Consider the following 19,430-nt stretch of genomic DNA (forward strand, 5'->3'; position numbering starts at 1 on the left):
CGCATGAGTACCCAAGTCAAACAACTGGCCAAAGCGGATGCCTTCAAGGGCAGCCGGATCAAGCAGGACAAGGAAACCATCGTTTTTAATATCATCGGCTACACGCTGTTGACATTCGTTTCCCTGATCTGTCTCATCCCCTTCTGGCTGATCGTCGCCGGTTCTTTTACCGATGAGCTGGAGATTATTTCAAAAGGCTTTCAATTGTTCCCGGACACGGTCTCGTTCGAGGCGTATAAGTCCTTATTCAGTACGCCGGAGCAAATATACCGGGCTTATGGTGTAACGATCGGTGTGACCGTCGCCGGCTCGCTGCTGGGTATTTTCCTGACCTCGATGGCCGGGTATGTCCTCTCCCGCAAGGATTTCGCGATGCGCAACGGCATTTCGTTCTTTATTTACTTCACAACGCTGTTCAGCGGCGGCCTGATTCCCTGGTATATTCTCATGACCAAAAATCTGGGGCTCAAAGACAGCTATTGGGCGCTGATTCTGCCTCCGCTGCTGAGTGCCTGGAACATTATCCTGATGCGCAGCTTCATGAAGTCGATCCCTGAATCCATTGTAGAGTCCGCCAAAATTGATGGCGCAGGTGATTTCAAAATCTACCAGAGGCTGATTCTGCCGCTGTCGACGCCGGGACTCGCCACAATCGGACTGTTTCTCGCACTCGGCTACTGGAACGATTGGTTCAATGCCAATATGTTCATTACAACGGATAGTAAATATCCGCTGCAATTCCTGCTCTATAAAATCCTGTCCAGCGCAGCGGTGCTGCGGACGAATAACGGGGCCTACTTGGCTGCTAATGTCGTGCCGCCGACAGAAACACTTAAAATGGCCGTTGCTGTAGTGGCGACAGGGCCAATTATCCTGCTATATCCTTTCGTTCAGCGCTACTTCGTGAAAGGGCTTACTGTTGGAGCGGTCAAAGGTTAGAACCGGCTTGCCGGCTAACATAGTATTTTTTTATAAGTAATAAAGGGCAAGGTCAGACAGGCTCGAAGCATTTAGCACATTAATTGAGGAGGAATCAAGTTGGGGAAAATCAAAAAAAGATGGACGCTGCTCGTCTCGCTCTCCATGCTGGCATCGCTGCTGGCAGGCTGTGGCGGATCGAATAACGGTGCGGCGGAAAAGAACAATCCGGATACGTCCGGAGGCAATGCCAGCCCATCGGCAAATGAGGCTACAGCAAAAAAGGTAAAGCTGACCTGGTATCTGGTTGGCGATACGCATAAGGATATGGACAAGGTGATGGACGAATGGAACAAAATGCTGGAAAAAGATTTGAACACTACGGTCGATCTCAAGTTTACCACCTGGAACGACTGGCAGACTAAATATAATCTGCTGTTAACCTCCGGTGAGAAGATCGACATGATCTTCGCATCGAGCTGGGCAGATTTCTACAAGCTGTCCAAGCAGGGGGCGTTCCTGGATCTGACGAAGCTGCTCCCTGAATATGCGCCGGTAACCTGGGGCAATGTGCCGAAGGATGACTGGGGCTCCGTCACGGTCGGCGGCGGTATTTACGCGGTGCCGAATACGGTTCCGGAATACACGCCAGCCGGCTACGTCTACCGGGAGGACTGGCGCAAGGAATTGGGCCTGCCGGAGTTCACCGACCTGAATTCGATTGAGGCTTACATGGATGCCGTGAAGACGAAGAAGCATGTTACCCCGATCAATGGCTTGGTCTATGATAACGTGAAGTTCCTATCCGAATACTGGAATGATTTCCGGATGATTGGCGGAAGTGAGGTGATCGCGGCCAATTCTTACGATACTCCGCGGGACATTCAAATCGTACCGTTTACCGACAAGTACGAAGCTTGGGTCAAGAAGATGAAGGAGTGGGCAGACAAGGGCTACTGGAACAAAAATTCGCTGTCCTCGAAGCAGGAAGCCGGCGATTTCATCAAGACCGGACAAGGAGCGATCTACTGGCGCAACCCGTCCAGCGCCGGAGGCTTTATTAATGAGGTGAAGGCAAAAAAACTGAATATGGACATCGGCTACTTCCCGTTCACCCGGTTCCACAATTATGTAATGCCGACGCTGCCAAGCTCGAACGCGATGGCTGTTCCGAAGAGCTCGGAGAATCCGGAGCGCTCGCTGATGGTGCTTGATAAGCTTCGCAACGACCCTGTTTACTTTGATCTGATGACCTACGGGATCGAAGGCAAGCACTGGGCCAAGGGCAAGGACGCCAAAACGATTGTCATTCCGGCACCGGGTGTCGATCTTAATGTGACGCCGCGTTTCGATATCGCAAGCTGGGGCTGGCGCTATGAGCCCAACATGCTGAAAGAAGAAGGAGGCTGGGACGGCCTCGATAAGCTGAAGGTAGAATTCAATGCAATCAGCAAACCGGATATTTTTGGACCCATTTATATGGATTATGATCCGGTCAAAACTGAGCTTGCAGCGGTCAACCAGGTGTTTGAGCAATACGGCAAGCCGCTGATGCTCGGGCTGATACCTGATGTGGACGCTGCACTCAAGACCTATCGCGACAAGCTGAAAAAAGCCGGGGTCGAAAAACTCCTGGCTTATGTGCAGGAACAATCGAATCAGTATTTTGACGAAAAAGGAATTAAATAAAACTTGGAATGATGAGGAACAGCGGCGGAGGCAATTTCGCCGCTGTTCCAGTTCATATTCAGAGAAGAAAGGGTCAAGTCATCAAAACTGTTAGCACTATAAGGGCATTTTGAGAAGTTCATATTATTCAGGGAGAGTGAACTGTTATGGCAATCAAAAAAATGCTGACTCTGGCAGTTGTTCTGGCTATTTCCGTGCCTATGGGGGCGGTGTCCTCACCGCAGCAGGCGCAGGCTGCAGGTGAAAACGTACAGGTATGGCTGTCCAATCCCAACACAAATACTTGGTTGGCAAGACAATCGGATGTCAGGTTCTCTGCATCCAGCGCAGGTGCCGACTATATGATTGCTGTCAATGAAGGAAGCACGTATCAGACGATGGACGGTTTTGGAGCTTCACTCACAGATTCATCCAGCTGGCTGCTGCAAAACAAACTGTCTGCAGCCAAAAGAACCGAGGTCATGAATCAGCTGTTCAGCGCCAGCGGCATCAACATCAGCGCCCTCCGCCAGCCGATCGGCGCGAGTGACTTCAACTGGGAAATGTGGACCTATGATGATACGAACGGGAACAGTGATGATATGAACCTGAGCGCTTTCTCGCTCTGGAGGGATGAAGCCTATATCCGCCCTATGCTTAATCAGGCCTACAACGTTAATCCGGGCCGGATCAAGCTGTTCGCCGCCCCGTGGAGTCCTCCGGCCTGGATGAAGACGCAAAAAAGCCTCTACGGCGATACGGGCGGCACTCTACGTACCGATAGCTATGATGCCTATGCCAATTATCTGGTGAAATATCTGCAGCAGTATGCTGCACTTGGAACGCCTGTCTATGCCCTCTCCCTGCAGAATGAACCGAAATTTGCCCCACACTATCCCGGACTGCTAATGTCTGCCAGTGAACAAAGCAATCTGATCAATGTGCTGGGCCCGAAGCTGGCACATAACGGACTTAACACTCAAATTATGGCCTATGACCACAACTATGACGATATCAGCTATGCCTCGTCAGTGCTGGGGTCTAGCGCATCTGCCTATACACAGGGCAGTGCTTTTCATTATTATTCGGCCCTTAGCCATTCCAACCTGACCACGCTGCATAACCAGTATCCGACCAAACGGATCTGGTTCACGGAAGGCGGCAGCGGAACGTGGATTGGCGGCGGCACGAACATGGGAATGTTCCAGGATCTGATGATGCATATGATCCGCTTCCCCAGAAACTGGGCAAAGTCCTATCTCATGTGGAATGTCGCGCTGGATCAGAATGGTGGCCCCGCGCTCGCCGGAATTGATACTGCCAACCGCGGCCTGCTGACCATCCGCTCTGACACTACGGACTCAGTGACCTACAACCCGCAATTTTACGGTCTGGGACACAGCAGCAAATTTGTCGACCTCAATGCGTCCCGCATTGATTCGAACACGTTTCAGGACAGCATGGAGGACGTAGCCTATAAAAATCCGGACGGCACCATTGCACTTGTGCTGTCCAACCGGCTCTCCAGTGCTAAGACCGTCAAGATTCAGTGGAATTCCCAGTCATTCACGTACACGGTTCCTGCCGGGGGCGCGATCACATTCAAATGGTCGTCCACCTCGGCCCCGGTGACCGGCGGCACCTATAAGATCTTGAGCAAAACAAGTGAAATGGCCCTGGATGTGACTGATGTTTCTACTGCGGATGGAGCGCTTGTCCAGCAATGGGAGTATACAGGCGGAAATAACCAGCGGTGGACGATCAGCGATGCAGGAAGCGGGTATGTCAATATCGTTAACACAGCCAGCGGCAAAGCCCTGGATGTGATAAACGGCTCCACCACGGACGGTGCGGGCGTTCAGCAGTGGGCGCTTACCGGTACGGGAGGAAATAATCAGCAGTGGAAGCTTGAAGCGGTAGGCGGGGGTTATTATAAGGTGGTGAATAAGCACAGCGGCAAAGTGCTGGATATTCCAGGTGCTTCAACCATGAACGGGACCAAGATCCAGCAGTGGTCCTATACCGGAGCGGACAATCAGCTATTCTTTTTTGTGGCCCCGTAAGGTTTGCTACCCTCCGTATATGGTGAGGGACGTTTATGAAGTAGTCAAAAAAATATAACTATCAACATTAAATAGCTTGTGGCAGAAACTGCCGCAGGCTATTTTACATTTATTTGAAATCTGTCTAACTACCCATATGTATATTAAGAAACAGCGCATAAGAAACTGATGCGCTGTTTCTGTGGAATCCTCTAATTTGATATCTGGACTGCCACATTTAGATAGAATATGAATGTTTATTTTAAGAATTTAACAAATTTGGTGAAAGGCCCATCAAATTACTCTCTAACAAAAAAGCATGACAAGGCATTAATTATAAGTATTAGCTATGGAGAAGCTGTTGATTTAAAATCAAGCTAATTAGCGATGCAATCAGACGATAAGTGCATTCCATATAACAGTTTCAATAAATGAGGAGTGTGACTTTGAATACAGCACTAGTGAACCATAAGTTATTTTCCAATAAAGACTTAAGCAAGCTGTTTATTCCTCTAATTGTTGAGCAATTCTTAGAATTTTCAGTTGGCCTAATAAGCTCTATAATGATCGCAGCTGTTAGTGAAGCGGCAGTATCCGGCGTATCATTGGTGGAGTTTGTCATGGCCTTGCTAATCAGTATCTTTGCCGCGCTTGCTACTGGTGGTGCTGTGATTGCCGGGCAGTTCCTTGGAAACAAGCAAGAGAATGAAGCACGAAAAGTCTGCAATCAATTAATATGGTTACTGGGCTGCTTAGGGTTAATCGTCATGTTACTAATATACTTGATGAAAAATTTCATTTTACATGGACTTTTTGGTCAGATTAGTGAAGAGGTATACGGACATGCTAATACCTATCTGATGATTGTAGCGTTATCCATTCCTGCTCTGGCACTTTATAATGCAGGTGCTGTCATTTTTCGTACGATGGGAAATTCAAAGCTACCCATGAAGATCATGCTTTATATGAATATTTTGAATGTCGTAGGAAATGTATTATTTGTTTATCTCTTTGACATGGGTACTTCAGGTATTGCAATTTCCACATTAGCTTCGAGACTTGGGGCTGCAGGTATGATTATCTTTCTCGCATTCAACCCTAAAAATATCTTATATCTACAAAAGACATTCCGGCACAAATTTGATTTGGGAATGATCAAGCGCATATTGGCGATCGGCGTACCCTTTGGTTTAGAAAATGGCATGTTTTATTTCGGAAGGCTTCTGGTACTGAGTCTTGTATCTACCTTCGGAACAGCTGCAATAGCTGCCAATTCAGTCGGGGGCACGATTGTGTCGTTTCAGGCGCTCCCCGGAATGGCCATAGGGTTGGGTTTGACGGTCATCGTGGCCAGATGTGCAGGTGCCAATGATTATGAGCAGGCCAGATATTATACGAAGAAAATTATCCTCATTATCTATATCGCACAGATCATTAGCTCGATCGTCATCTTGTTGCTGTTACCGGCTATTTTGAATGCTTATGACTTATCAGAAGCAGCAACTCTTTTGACGACCAAAATCGTATGGAGCCATGCCATTGTAATGATGCTAATATGGCCTCTTGGCAATACATTGCCAGTTGTCTTCCGTGCTTCAGGGGATGCAACCTACCCTATGAAAATTAGTATGCTAACGATGATATTCTGTCGTATTGCACTTGCTTATGCATTTGTATATTGGTTCCACATGGATATGTTTGCAACATGGATCGCCATATACTGCGATTGGTTAGTAAAAGGAATCATCTTTGTCTGGCGATATGTAAACGGGAAATGGACAAAATTCCATACTATAAGGAGATGTAGTTAATGAAAACTACAGAAGCCGCAAAAGAGTATCTTGAAAAACTGTTTCCAGGGTATGAATCCAATTTATTGGAGACTGCCCCACTTTAATCGGCTGTCAAGGAATTGACCAGCTTAAATACATGCGTCCGGCCGCACTTAGCTTTGGTGTTTCTCCCGTAGAAGTGTGGATTAATATCATTTTATTAAACTATCCTGCCTTTAGGAGGGTTCGTGGTGGAATTGAGAGTAATAAATTACTATTTAACTGTAGCTAGAGAAGGAAGTATTACCAAAGCAGCTGAGGTTCTTCATGTTTCACAGCCCAATTTAAGCCGCCAACTCAAGCAGTTGGAAGAAGAGCTAGGTGTTACCTTATTTATCCGAGGGAATAAAAAAATCACTTTAACAACTGAGGGGATTCTGTTTCAGCAAAGAGCTAACGAAATCGTTTCCTTAGTTAGCAAGACCACGCATGAATTTACCCATCAGAAAGATTCTGTTGGGGGAACAGTGTCTATTGGATGTGTAGAAACTAATGCCTCACGTATGCTTGCAGAGGTGCTAAGGGAGTTTTCCAATCGTTATCCGCTTGTTCGATATGACCTATATAGTGCGGACGGAGATGATATTCGCGAGAAGCTTGATAAGGGTATCATTGATATTGGGATACTACTAGAACCGATTGAAACCGCAAAATATAACTATATTCATTTGCCAACCTTGGAAAAGTGGGGGATTGTAATGCGTGAGGACGATCTTCTAGCACAAAGAGATTCAATCGGGATAGAAGAAGTGATAAAGCTGCCTCTTATTCCACCCAGAAGAATGATTGTTAGAAACGAACTGTCCAGCTGGTTTGGTATTTCAGAAGAAGAACTCCAGATATTTGCTACCCATAATTTACTGACGAATGCATCGCTATTGGTTGAGGAAAAGTTGGGTTATGCCATTTGTGTCGAAGGCGCTCATGAAATTCGCGGCAGCAAAAATACTCGGTTTATTCCTTTCACACCACTGCTTACCACTGGACATGTATTTGCATGGAAAAAGTCACAAATCTTCAGTGCCGCAACTGAGCTGTTTATTCAATATATAAGGGATAACAAAAAAGCATGAAAAGGCATTGATTATAAGTATTTAGAAATGGCTCATTCGGGAATTTGGTATACATATTTCGGCGTGCAAGCTATATCCACCTCACTAATGTAGCTCTGTCAAACGCGCTAGAGACATTATGGAATTGCAAAGATGTAAACTTGAAGCATGTGTCTGCAAGAGGAGATTACTTTGGGATGAATAGTGAAGGTGTTCAAAAAGAATGGATTTTGTTTTGTACAGGTGTGGTGTAGAAATGTTCTCGTAAACGAGTTGGTATATAAGGACCATCAGTACTCGATAGGAGGGCAAAGCTTTTTGGAGAATCCGTTCTTGAAAGAAAATGTTCTACCCTCATTAAATAGACGGAGTAGGTACATTTAAGGATAATCAAGCGTCTAAAACTACTTTTAAAAACGAAATAGAGTTTGGGCAGATTGATGTATTAGTTAATAATGCGGGTATCATGCCGCAAGCCTTCATGTTTTTTTAAAAAAATGAGGAATGGGAGCAGATGATTGACGTCAACAACAAAGTGGTCTATATGCGATTGCTGCGGTACTCCCGTCGATGAGAGAACGTAAATCAGGTCATATCATTAGGTATTAACAGGCAAATGGTCTTAAGGTAACTATAAATCCAGCAAATTTATTCGACCTGCATAATGGACTTGGGAAAACGTTATTAATGCCCGGACTTTTAGGGGCATCCTCCGGAGCTGTGCTTGCAGCCCTACTCCGGATTAACTTCACTTCAGACATTGTCTTATCTGCTTGTTGAAGCGTGCTAGGATCATTAGCGCTATTGGTACAGAGTATAGAATCGTGCCAACGTGGGTTATATAAAGATTGTTCTTGGTATAGGTCTTATTTTTTTATATTGTTCCTTTTGATTCTACGAATCGTGGAGAGCAGGCGTTTCTTCGGCAGGAGTCGGGGGATTTACCAAATTAGTAGACTTGTCATAATCGTAATTATTATGGATAAACATGAAATAAATATTTTTAAGACTACTAATTCAAAATTATTGTGATATAATCGTAATAATTACGATTAATAATTTGGAGTTGAATGCCATCATTCGTTATCTGTTGCAGCGTTTGCTGCAGATGATCCCCGTGCTGTTAGGCATCTCTTTCATTACCTTTGCGCTGATGCACTTAACGCCAGGTGATCCGGCGGAGATTATGCTGCGTGTTGACGGCATTAAGCCTACACGTGAAGCTATTGAAGCGACCAGGCATATCCTTGGTCTGGACGGTCCTATACATATGCAGTACTTCCATTGGTTGTACCGGGTGCTCCATCTCGATTTAGGGATATCTTACAGCAGCAGCCGTCCCGTGTTCACGGAGCTAATGGATCGTTTTCCGGCCACAATGCTGCTCAGCGCCTGTTCCTTATTGGCTGCAATTCTTATTGCCCTGCCTCTTGGAGTGGGCTCAGCACTGTATCCGGGGAGACTGCCCGATCGGCTGGGCAGAGTAGTCGCACTGCTCAGTGTTTCAATGCCAGGGTATTGGCTTAGCCTGCTCCTGATTTATTATGGTGCAGTGAAGCTTAAACTGTTTCCTGTTACGGGAATGGAGGGGGCTGCCAGTGTAATTCTGCCTGCATTTACACTAGGCTTTGGTATGGCAGGAGTCTATATCCGTTTGATTCGTTCCAGTCTGCTGAACGTTCTGGGCAAGCCGTACATCACGGCAGCCAGAGCCAAGGGACTGCAGGAATGGAGGATTATCACAGGTCATGCACTCCGCAATGCGCTTCTTCCAAGTCTTACCCTCCTTGGTGTTAACATAGCCGGGCTGCTCGGCGGCTCTGTTATTGTTGAAACTATATTTTCCTGGCCGGGAATCGGTAAATATGCCATCGAGGCTATTTTTGGGAAGGACTATGTTGTCATTCAGGGTTATGTATTATTGATGGCTGTTGTCGTTGTCCTGATTAACCTGGCAGTGGATCTGCTGCATCTGCTGCTGGATCCTCGAATCAGGCTGCGGTGAAGCTGTAGAAGGAGCCGCTTGTCATGTTTCGTATTAGCTTATTTAAGAATACAGGAGCCCGGTTGGGAGCGGGCATAGTGCTCTTATTCATTTGTATAGGACTCTTCGCCCCCTGGCTGTCACCCTCCGATCCGCTGCAGATTCACATGGAACACAAATTGAGCATGCCTTCCTGGCAATACCCGCTCGGTACCGATCATCTGGGACGCTGTGTCTTATCCCGGTTGATCTATGGAACCCGGACATCCCTGTATTATTCATTCATAGTGCTGATCGTTGTTTTTGCGATCAGCATTCCGGTTGGTCTTCTTGCCGGTTACGTTGGCGGAAAGCTCGATCACTTGATGATGCGGATCATCGACATCCTGCTTGCCTTTCCGAGCCTGATTCTATCCCTTGCTATTGCAGCCATGCTGGGACCCAGTATGAAGAACCTGTTAATCGCATTTGCCGCAGTGTGGTGGACGGGGTACGCCAGGGTGATCCGCAGCATGGTGCTTGAAATTAAGGAAAGTGGATATATTCTGGCAGCCAAAGCGTCAGGCACTCCCCATCTGCAAATCGTACTCAGGCATATCCTGCTGAACGCTGCCCGACCCATTCTGGTTCTTGCTTCTATGGAGGTGGGTACAATTATGCTCTCGATTGCAGGTTTGTCTTTTCTGGGTTTGGGAGCCCAGCCGCCAACACCGGAATGGGGGATTATGCTGAACGACAGCCGCGCCTACATTCAGACGCAGCCGCGGCTAATGCTGTTCCCCGGACTGGCAATAATGCTTGCTGTCCTGGGCTTTAATCTGCTGGGGGAGGGCTTGCGCCGGTCAGAGCATGATTTCGGTACTATAGGGAAGTGGGGATTCAGAAGATGATGGAAGGACCTGCACTGCTGAAAGTCAGTCATTTATGTACCAGCTTCCATACAGGGAGTCGAAAAGTTACGGCTGTGGATGATGTCAGCATCGAAGTGAAGCCGCAGCAAATTGTAGCACTCGTCGGTGAGAGCGGCAGCGGCAAAAGTGTTACGGCAATGTCCATCTTAGGATTAGTAGATCCGCCAGGCATTATTGAGAGCGGAGAAATCCGGCTGGGATGCAACAACCTACTGGAGTGCTCCAGCCGCCAGTTGAGGAAGCTCCGGGGAACAGAAATGGCTGTTATCTTTCAAGATCCCATGAATGCGCTGAATCCGGTGCTGACTATTGGCAGGCAGCTTATGGAGACGATTATGCTGCACAAGCGGGTATCGGGAAAAGAAGCTAAGGCGCTTGCCTTGAGGCAGATGCAGCAAGCAGGCTTGGCCGAACCTGAGCGGCTTTTCAATAAATATCCTTTTCAGATCAGCGGTGGCATGTGTCAGCGGGTAATGATCGCCATCGCACTGGTTTCCGGTGCACGCCTGCTTATTGCAGATGAGCCTACAACAGCATTGGATGTAACCATTCAAGCCCAGATTCTCAAAGAGCTGGACAGAATTAGATGGGAGAACCATGTCGGCATCTTGCTGATCACACATGACCTCGGCGTTGTAGCTGAGCTCGCAGATTATGTATATGTGATGAAGTCCGGGAAGATCGTGGAATCGGGAAATGTGTTTGAACTCTTTTCGAATCCAGTGCATCCATATACTAAGTATTTGATGGAATGCAGATAACAACTGTAATAACGCATAAACACAAAGGAGGTGGGAGCTATGAAGCTGTTGGAAGCGGTAAGCCTGAACAAAAGGTATAGTGCAGAAAGGGGGTGGTTCACGCATAAGGCCAAGAGTGTTCAAGCCGTGAACAATCTGTCACTCAGTCTTGAGGCCGGTGAAAGCCTGGGACTCGTGGGTGAAAGCGGGTGTGGTAAAAGCACTTTGGCCAGAATTCTGCTGGGATTGGAGAAACCGTCCTCCGGAAGGGTTCTGTACCGAAGCACGGATTATACGGATTGGAGCCACAGCAAGATGCGTATGATCCGCAGCAATATGCAGATGGTGTTTCAGAATAGTCTCGCTTCCTTCAACCCTTTGTTTACGGTAGAGCAGATTATCGGCGAGCCGCTGCGAAACTACGGAGCGGGCAAGGCCGAAAACCTCAGGGAAGTGGTAGCAGATACACTCGATCTTGTGGGTCTGGAGCAGCGGCATATCCGCCGCTATCCGCATGAACTCAGTGGCGGCCAGCAGCAGAGGGTTGGGATCGCCAGAGCGATCGCGCTGCGTCCGGAGCTGATTGTATGTGATGAACCCTTCTCGAGTCTGGATGTTACCTTGCGGAAGCAAATGATGGATCTGCTGCAGGAGTTGAAGCATGGGCTGGGGTTATCCTATGTTTTCATTACACATGACTTGTCCGTTGTAAGCCGTTTGTGTGACAGTGTGGCTGTGATGTATCAAGGGGGAATTGTGGAGAAGCAATCGGGTGTGCATATCATGCAGCAAGGGAGCCACCCTTATACACGAACATTGCTGTCATCAGTACCAGTGCAGGACCCCAGGTTAAGAAAGAAAGTCTAGCAAAGCTTGGCACTACAGCCGTTCTGATGATGTTAAATGGAGAAGGGGAGTACTGGGAATGAGAACGAATTCAAAGACAAACAGCTTATTAACACAACTATTATTCTTAATGCTTCTTGCGGTAATTATGGTGACATCAGGCTGCAGCAACAGCAACAATAATAGCAGCACTCCAACGGCTGGTTCGAATAACACTGCCAATAATGAAGCCGCACAAGCAGCCAACGCTCAGGACAAGGTAATCACTGTTGCTATATCGGCTGATGCCGGTATGGATCAGCTGGACGCCGGTGCCTATAAGGGCTCGATGAATGTGCATGCGATGATATATGACGGATTGGTGGAGTACGGAGAAAAGGGCGAAATCCTGCCGGCTCTTGCGGAGTCCTGGGATATTTCCGAAGATGGAAAAGTATATACTTTTCATCTCCGCCAAGGAGTCAAATTCTCAGATGGTACGGAGTTTAATGCTGAAGCTGTTAAATTCTCCTTTGAACGCTGGATTAAAGATCCGGCCAATTCGTTGAATGTGGCTACAGCGATGCAATCTATTGATGTTGTGGATGAGCATACGATTACCATGACCTTCACCAAAGCTTATTATCCCTTCCTGACTGAGCTTTCCTTTGCAAGACCAGTACGGATGATCAGCCCTTCAGCGGTGGAGCCAGCAGGGGATGTTACCGGCAAATTCATTAAAGCGATTGGAACCGGGGCATGGATGGCCGAGAGCTTCACAACCGATCAGGAAGCCGTACTCGTCAGAAATCCCTATTATTGGGGAGAAATGCCGAAGCTGTCCACAATCATTCTGAAGGTCATTCCTGACCCGCAATCCAGAGTACTGGCGCTGCAAAGCGGGGATATAGACATTGCCGGGGGACAAATGGGTAAGATTCCGGTTGAAAGTGTACCCGTGATCGAAGCGGCTTCGTCACTGACTTTACAAAAAGCACCTGGAACAAACTCTCATTTCATGATCTTCAACTACAATACACCTGTTCTTCAGGATCTGAATGTGCGCAAAGCCATCAATTTGGCAATTAACAAAAAAAGTATCGTCAATGATCTGATGGATGGCATCGGCAGTGAAGCTAAAGGGTTGTTCCCGCTGACTGTTCCGTATGTGACGGACTCCAATAATACCTGGTACGGTTTCGATCCGGAGGAAGCGAAACAGCTTCTCGCGGATGCAGGTTATAGTGATTCAAACGGTGATGGAATTGTCGAGAAGGCTGGTACGCCGCTTGAGCTGAACTTTGTACTGCAGCAGGCTGAATTCCCGGAATGGAAATCGATCAGTGAGCTGATTCAGTCCGAACTCAAAGAGATTGGGATTGCTGTGAATCTTCAGGTTCTGGAGCCTAATGCCTATTACGATGCCTTATGGACAACCAAAGCTTATGATCTGATCATGTACCGGACCTACGATGATGCATATAATCCGCATGCGTTCCTCCTATCTCTGTTCCATGAAACTGAGGAAGCACCTGCTGTGGTCTGGTCAGATGCTGGACTGGAATCACTGATTGACACGGCCGTAGGTACAACCGGTCTGCAGGAACGCCAGAGCGCTTATGACTCTATTTTCACCAAGCTGTACCAGGAGGCCATGTTTGCTGCTATATACTTCCCCGATGATATCATGGCAGTGAACAAGAGAGTAACAGGGTTCAAAGCCGGGTATACCACCTTCTCGCCAATCTTCTGGAATCAGCTTGATATAGGTGGAGAATGATGTTGAGAGAAATTTCGAAGTACTGGACCTCAAGCTCGGAGAGTTATGACAAGGTCATACAGACCCAATTCCGCAGCAAGACAACCATTAACCTGTGGAAGCAGCTGCTTACTAAAGGCTTGGGAATCAAGTCCCGGCAAAAGGTGCTGGATGTGGGAACCGGGCCCGGTTTTTTCTCCATCCTCTTATCGCAGATGGGACATCTGCCTACAGCCGTTGATGCATCTCAGGGGATGATCGATAGAGCTTCACAGAATTTTGAACATTTTGGATACAAAGTTCCTGCTTATGTCGGTGATGCTGCGGATTTGCATGCTGAGCTGGACGACAGCTTTGATGCAGTGGTTTGCCGGGATGTGGTATGGACGCTGCCCGATCCACAGAAGGCTTATGCCGAGTGGTACCGGATTCTGAAGCCTGGAGGGGCCCTGATTATTTTTGACGGTAATTATTTGTATAACGAGAGCAAGACTGTATTTCGAAGACTATGGTATGCCTTGTCTTGGACACTGATTCTGCTTACAGAGAAGAGAATCCGGCAAAGGAGTAATCAGGATAAAAGTATGCTAAGCGAGCTACCGTTTGTTAATGTACTGCGGCCTGAGGCTGATGAGAAAGAGCTGATACGGGCCGGATTCCGCAGCATAGATGTTCAGCGGAACTTTATTCCTGCCCGTGCGATGCCGCTGAATTATTTGAAATACGGCTACCAGAATGTAAACCGGTTCATGATTATAGCCAAGAAGGAGTGAATGATACATGAGTATCCAGCAGGAAGTAGAAACATATTGGGAAGGTGAAGCAGAGCTGTATAGTGAAGGCATTCAGCGGGAACTGAACGGATTCCAGCGGGAAGCGTGGCTGAAGCTTATCCTGGCGAAAGCACCGCAGAAGGATAGACTGCATGTTCTTGATATTGGCTGCGGCCCCGGCTTCTTCTCTGTGATTCTCTCCAGTGCCGGGCATTTGGTCACTGCAGTCGACTGCACAGACAATATGCTGGAAGAAGCGAGAGCACATACCAGCCGGGAAGGTGTCACCGTTACTTTCCGCAAGATGGATTCACACAAGCTGGACTTTGCAGCGGAGAGCTTCGATCTGATCGTATGCCGCAATGTCACCTGGAGCCTTGCCGATCCGCAGTCAGCGTACAAGGAATGGAGAAGAGTACTCAAGCCGGAGGGAAGGCTGCTGGTTTTCGATGCCAACTGGAACCGTCATCTGTGGGACGAAGAGATGCAGCTGAAGCATGCCGAGGATCAGCAGGCCTACATAGACAGGGGCTTTGGTGAGCTTCCGCATCACAAGGACATCGAGGAGACTGACCGTCTGAGCCTTTTATTGCCGCTGACCAGAGAGTGGCGTCCTGAGTGGGATGTACGGACCCTCAAGGAAGAGGGGTTCTCCGCTGTATATACAGAAGAGAACCTGAACGCCAAAGTACTGGATGAGAAGCAGCAAGTATTGAACCGTTCAACACCGATGTTCATGATTTGCGCCGAGAAATGATAATGAGCAGCTATAATAATAATGAAATGAGAAAAAAAGCAGCGATTCTCTAAAGGAGAGTCGCTGCTTTTTGTATGGAATTTTCGCTTTCAGCTCAATCTTGGCAACGTCCAAGTTGGAGGGTTGTCCATTGAAGTTACAAGGAACAATCTTTGTACAAATGATACTGTTATTATTGAACCCGTGGAAAATTAATTTGTGACTAAAGGCTAAAATATCACGTCTACTCTTTCATTAATTATTTATAATTATTAAAAAAGGAGATGTCACCGCCATGGATTATAAAATCGGTCAAGTTTCTAAAATCTTAAATATCCCCGTTGAGACACTGCGTTATTATGAAAAACTTAATATAGTTCATCCTATTAAAGACGATAAAAATAACTATCGCTTATACGAGCCCTGGGATATTAATTTCCTAACAGAATGCAAACGTCACAGAAGTCTGGACTATTCACTTTCCGAAATTCACAATATAATGCATTGTGATAATTTGGAGCAATACTCAAAGCGAATCGAAGAAAAGCAAATCGATTATAATCATAAATTGAAGCACTATACTTTACTGATGAAGAAAAATGAAGAATTGGGAAGAGATTTACTTAATATAAAAAATGATTTAGGAGCATTCCATTTTACAGAACAACAAAATTCTTATTATTTGCTTCATCGATATAATTACAGCTATGAAGAAAAAGATGATTTCCATGGTGTTTTGGAAGCATGGTTAAATTATCTGCCATTTGTTGAAATCTTAGTTGAAATGCAAATGAACGATATTATAAATAGAGATGTTACCAATGACCACGCATGGGGGTTCTCTATTAAAAAAGAATATGTTGAAGCGTTTAATATTCCACTTAGTGATAAGGTGAAATATATAGAGAATGCGTTGTGTGTTACAACTGTTATCAGTGTAGGTGAAAAGGGGAGCTTCTCACTCAAACTGTTGGATAACGCATTAGAATTTATTCGGAAAGAGGGGTATCAGCTGGCTGGAAATGTGATTGGACATATTCTGGCCCGTGTTCATGAATCGGACGGATACCATCGATATATTAAAGTTTGGTTACCGATTGAATAAGTAAGTGAATTTTTGAACAAAGTTCTTGAGCCTGTAGTACCTATAGGGTTTATATTCAATCTGTAAGTAATATAAACTCTGGAGGGCTCACCATGCTTAATCATTTGTTCTCACCTAAAAAAATCAATCAATGCGAAATTCCCAACCGGTTGGCAGTCACCGCAATGGTCTCCAATTACTGCAATCAAGATGGAACTGCAACAGACAGGTACATTGCTTATCATGAAGAGAAAGCCAAAGGGGGATGGGGGCTGATTATTACAGAGGATTACGCTGTTAATCCTCATGCAATGGGATACAAATGTATTGCAGGACTTTGGAATGACGAACAGATCGAAGGTCATAAGAAGCTTACAGACACTATTCATCAATATGACAGTAAAGTGTTTTGTCAAATTTATCACGCGGGCAGACAAAGCAATAGTACAGTAAACGGCGGCGTTCAGCCTGTTGCTCCTTCTGCCATTCCATGTCCTTGGAATCGGGAGATTCCGCACGAGTTGACTATTTCTGAAATTGTGCAGATTGTTGGGGAATTTGGAGACTGTGCGTTGAGAGCAAAAAAAGCAGGGTTTGACGGAGTGGAAATCCATGCAGGACACGGGTATTTGATTGCAGAATTCATGTCCACTTACGTCAATAAGAGAACGGATAAATATGGCGGTTGTCTGGATAACCGATTAAGATTCGTAAAAGAAATAGTTGAGAACGTTCGGCAAAAAGTGGGAAGCGATTATCCTGTAACCATCCGTTTTTCTGCAGATGAAGGTGTTCCGGGAGGCAGAGATATCTCGGAATCAAGAATACTGGCAAAGCAGTTTGAAGCATGGGGAGTAGATGCTCTTCATGTATCTAATGGCGTTTATGGAAGTCACAATAAGGGAACTGTCGCCCCAATGTATATTCCGCATGCCTGGACGATAGATTTTGCCGCCGAGATCAAGGATATTGTTGATATTCCTGTGTTTACCGTAAACCGCATTAATGATCCGTACATGGCTGAAGGTATCCTGGAGATGGGCAAAGCTGATTTTATTGGCATGGGAAGAGGTTCATTGGCAGATCCTGCCTTGCCTAACAAAGCAAAGAATGGAGAGTTTAGCTCTATTCGTTACTGCATTGGGTGTTTACAGGGCTGTGTTGGAGCGCTGTATACAGACACCCCCCTGGCTTGCCTGGTTAACCCGTCGTTAGGAAGGGAATGGGAGTTAAACTATACTCCGGTTTCCGCACCGAAAACTGTTGTGGTAGTTGGAGGTGGTCCCGGCGGTTTGGAAGCAGCCAGAATAGCGGCGGTCAAAGGCCATGAGGTTAGCCTATATGAACAAAAAGGATATTTGGGCGGTCAATTTGTATCGGCAGCCTACCCGCCAAGCAAGGGAGAATTTACGACCTATACAGCCTGGATCATTGATGAGTTGGATAAGCTGGGTGTGGATATCCATTTGAACACTGAAGTCAGTAAAGAATTGTTACAAGAGATTCAGCCGGATACTATTATTGTAGCTACGGGTGGAACTCCAATGCTTCCTCCAATTAAAGGCATTGACAAACCGCATGTATCTGCTGCCGAAGATGTGCTGCTTGGAAATGTTCCTACCGGAGACAAAATTGTGATTGCAGGCGGCGGTGAAGTGGGAACGGAAACAGCTGCGCATTTGGCGCTTCAGGAGAAGGAAGTCGCAGTTGTAGAAATGTTCCCAACACTGATGAAGGAGTTAGACAGTGTGAACCGCTTCAATCTGACGAAAATATTAAATGAGTACGAAGTTAAGCAATATACAGAGACTAAAGTCGTTGAAATATTGGATGACGGAGTTGAAGTTGAAAATAGTCAGGGGAGATTTATACTTCAGGCAGATACTGTTGTCCTAGCACTTGGCTATAAGCCGAATAATACGTTGGTGAATGAATTAAAAACGGTCTCCGATAACGTCGTAGTGGTTGGTGGGGCACTAAAAACAAGCAATGCTCTTCATGCGATTCGAGAGGGTTTTGATGCGGGGATTAGTATAAAATAAGCAAAGGTCCAAACATTCACCGCAGTTGCGAGAGATCCTGTACTCTGAAATTTCCAAGTTCATCTTATATAGGGTGAAACTGTTTTTATGTTGATGATATCCATTTAATTACTAATGCTGCCTATCTTAAGAATCTTCAATTCCTGTGTTATAAAAATTTAAATGAACAAATTTAAATTTAAATTCTATTAATGCACAAATTACGTCAAGTTTGATCTTTATGATAATTAGCTCGACTTATACAGATTAATTATTTTTAAAATGAATTGACATATCTTTTGAGTGTGACTATACTTATTTCAGCAACTGATTTTAATAAAGTTAGTTTCGTGACATCCACTCGAAAGAAGGTCATTATCCATGAAAACATTAGTTATTATAACGCATCCGAATTTCGAGCAATCAGTTGTCAACAAACGCTGGACTGAAGAATTGCAGGGTCTTGCAGATGTGACCGTTCACAACCTGCACGCTGCTTACCCCACTGAAGAAATTGATGTGGAACGTGAGCACCAGTTGATGCTTGAGCATGACCGCATTGTATTGCAATTCCCATTTTATTGGTACAGCTCCCCTCCTCTCCTGAAAAAATGGCAGGATCATGTCCTGACTTACGGCTGGGCCATAGGCAGTGAAGGCAACAAGCTGCACGGCAAGGAGCTTATGTTTGCCGTGTCTACGGGCGCTCCCAAGGAGAACTACCATGCTGAGGGGAGCAATAAATACACTGTGGAGGAGCTCCTGCGGCCGCTCGAAGCAACTGGCAACCTGATCGGCACATTAGTGTTGCCTCCATTTATTCAGTATGGCATGATGGGAATCTCGGAGGAAGAATTGGAAATCTCGGCCCGCGAGTATGCCAAAGCGGTACTGGCGTAAGCTTTGCCTATTTACAGCAGAAACATTGTTAAGTTTTTCGGAAAAAATCGTAAATTAATATCAAACAGGCAAAATAAGCATCGGTATCCATAAACCCGGATCCCTTGATTCTTTTGCAAAACAAGGCTGACCCAAAAGCTATGAAATGGCTACCTGGGTCAGCCCTTGTTGTTTTTGAGTAGGCT

The 19,430-nt window shown here is 46.1% G+C and carries 16 protein-coding genes and 1 pseudogene; all 17 read left to right on the plus strand.

What is annotated here, in order from left to right; all coding sequences use genetic code 11:
• Positions 1-3 precede the first annotated feature (3 nt).
• Entirely contained in the window at positions 4-939 is a 936-nt protein-coding gene (locus H70357_RS12905; protein WP_052091999.1) for a carbohydrate ABC transporter permease, read from the plus strand.
• A 99-nt stretch (positions 940-1,038) separates the two neighbouring features.
• Positions 1,039-2,607, plus strand: coding sequence for an extracellular solute-binding protein (locus H70357_RS12910; protein WP_038589835.1), 1,569 nt, complete (start codon positions 1,039-1,041; stop codon positions 2,605-2,607).
• A gap of 146 nt (positions 2,608-2,753) precedes the next feature.
• Positions 2,754-4,649 carry an RICIN domain-containing protein gene (locus H70357_RS12915; protein ID WP_052092000.1) on the plus strand — a complete coding sequence of 632 codons (1,896 nt, stop codon included), beginning with the start codon at positions 2,754-2,756 and terminating at the stop codon, positions 4,647-4,649.
• A gap of 425 nt (positions 4,650-5,074) precedes the next feature.
• Complete coding sequence (locus tag H70357_RS12920) at positions 5,075-6,439, plus strand: MATE family efflux transporter (protein WP_231578423.1); 1,365 nt, start codon at positions 5,075-5,077, stop codon at positions 6,437-6,439.
• 212 nt (positions 6,440-6,651) lie between these two features.
• The gene (locus H70357_RS12925; RefSeq protein WP_038589841.1) at positions 6,652-7,533 is read left to right on the plus strand and encodes a LysR family transcriptional regulator; all 882 of its coding nucleotides are present in this window, start codon (positions 6,652-6,654) and stop codon (positions 7,531-7,533) included.
• A gap of 44 nt (positions 7,534-7,577) precedes the next feature.
• The gene (locus H70357_RS35265) at positions 7,578-7,766 is read left to right on the plus strand and encodes a DUF3737 family protein (protein WP_081965792.1); all 189 of its coding nucleotides are present in this window, start codon (positions 7,578-7,580) and stop codon (positions 7,764-7,766) included.
• A 170-nt stretch (positions 7,767-7,936) separates the two neighbouring features.
• Positions 7,937-8,112 (plus strand): annotated as a pseudogene (locus H70357_RS36625) (SDR family oxidoreductase); the annotation flags it as partial.
• A gap of 460 nt (positions 8,113-8,572) precedes the next feature.
• Entirely contained in the window at positions 8,573-9,517 is a 945-nt protein-coding gene (gene nikB, locus H70357_RS12930; protein ID WP_231578424.1) for a nickel ABC transporter permease, read from the plus strand.
• 23 nt (positions 9,518-9,540) lie between these two features.
• Positions 9,541-10,386 (plus strand): nickel transporter permease, encoded by an 846-nt coding sequence (gene nikC / locus H70357_RS12935; RefSeq protein ID WP_052092001.1) that lies wholly within the window; start codon positions 9,541-9,543, stop codon positions 10,384-10,386.
• On the plus strand, positions 10,383-11,168 hold the full coding sequence (locus tag H70357_RS12940) for an ABC transporter ATP-binding protein (RefSeq protein ID WP_052092002.1): 786 nt from the start codon (positions 10,383-10,385) through the stop codon (positions 11,166-11,168). Before nikC ends, H70357_RS12940 begins: the two co-directional genes overlap by 4 nt.
• A gap of 39 nt (positions 11,169-11,207) precedes the next feature.
• The gene (locus H70357_RS12945; protein ID WP_038589844.1) at positions 11,208-12,014 is read left to right on the plus strand and encodes an ATP-binding cassette domain-containing protein; all 807 of its coding nucleotides are present in this window, start codon (positions 11,208-11,210) and stop codon (positions 12,012-12,014) included.
• A gap of 58 nt (positions 12,015-12,072) precedes the next feature.
• Entirely contained in the window at positions 12,073-13,752 is a 1,680-nt protein-coding gene (locus tag H70357_RS12950; protein WP_038589847.1) for a nickel ABC transporter substrate-binding protein, read from the plus strand.
• Positions 13,752-14,504: a class I SAM-dependent methyltransferase gene (locus H70357_RS12955; protein WP_038589850.1), complete on the plus strand. Its 753-nt coding sequence runs from the start codon at positions 13,752-13,754 to the stop codon at positions 14,502-14,504. Before H70357_RS12950 ends, H70357_RS12955 begins: the two co-directional genes overlap by 1 nt.
• Positions 14,505-14,511: 7 nt before the next feature.
• Positions 14,512-15,261: a class I SAM-dependent methyltransferase gene (locus H70357_RS12960; protein ID WP_038589853.1), complete on the plus strand. Its 750-nt coding sequence runs from the start codon at positions 14,512-14,514 to the stop codon at positions 15,259-15,261.
• 274 nt (positions 15,262-15,535) lie between these two features.
• Entirely contained in the window at positions 15,536-16,345 is an 810-nt protein-coding gene (locus H70357_RS34320) for a helix-turn-helix domain-containing protein (RefSeq protein WP_052092003.1), read from the plus strand.
• A gap of 92 nt (positions 16,346-16,437) precedes the next feature.
• A complete protein-coding gene (locus tag H70357_RS12970; protein WP_038589856.1) occupies positions 16,438-18,366 on the plus strand; it encodes an oxidoreductase in 1,929 nt (642 codons plus the stop codon).
• 360 nt (positions 18,367-18,726) lie between these two features.
• Positions 18,727-19,245, plus strand: coding sequence for an NAD(P)H-dependent oxidoreductase (locus H70357_RS12975; RefSeq protein WP_038589859.1), 519 nt, complete (start codon positions 18,727-18,729; stop codon positions 19,243-19,245).
• Positions 19,246-19,430 lie beyond the last annotated feature (185 nt).

This window comes from Paenibacillus sp. FSL H7-0357 (assembly GCF_000758525.1).
Classification (GTDB): domain Bacteria; phylum Bacillota; class Bacilli; order Paenibacillales; family Paenibacillaceae; genus Paenibacillus_AQ.